Origin of the sequence: Algoriphagus sp. UBA3586 (assembly GCF_002376385.1) — a bacterium.
In the GTDB taxonomy this organism is placed as follows: Bacteria; Bacteroidota; Bacteroidia; order Cytophagales; family Cyclobacteriaceae; genus Algoriphagus; species Algoriphagus ornithinivorans.
In genome coordinates this window covers 72284-72562 of the sequence record NZ_DFMT01000029.1, presented here as the reverse complement: position 1 = coordinate 72562, position 279 = coordinate 72284, and the positions used below count along the sequence as shown (strand labels likewise).

Below are 279 nucleotides of genomic sequence, written 5' to 3'. Positions count from 1 at the left end.
ACCCTTTATCAACCCTCCAAGGGATTTTTTGAGTTCGCAAGTCGACATAAATTATGTTTATGTCCTATTTTATGGCAAACTCCTAAAGTTTTTTTCGGATTACAAATCCTACGATAAGACTTCGGAATTACTCCCGACTCCTGTCGTGGATCCGAGGAGCTTAAAAATACGCCTGCGGTGAAATAGATAAAAAGATATCATCAAGATATGCCTACGGCAGATATACATTCATTCATATCCGCAGCAAAAGCTCCGTAGGAGCGGACAATTAAATAGCCG

At 40.1% G+C, this 279-nt stretch carries 1 protein-coding gene; it reads left to right on the top strand.

Features of this window, described 5'->3' with window-relative positions:
- On the top strand, window positions 1-181 hold a 181-nt coding region (locus B2906_RS09985), incomplete at its 5' end, for a hypothetical protein (protein ID WP_286939052.1).
- Between the last annotated feature and the right edge of the window lie 98 nt (window positions 182-279).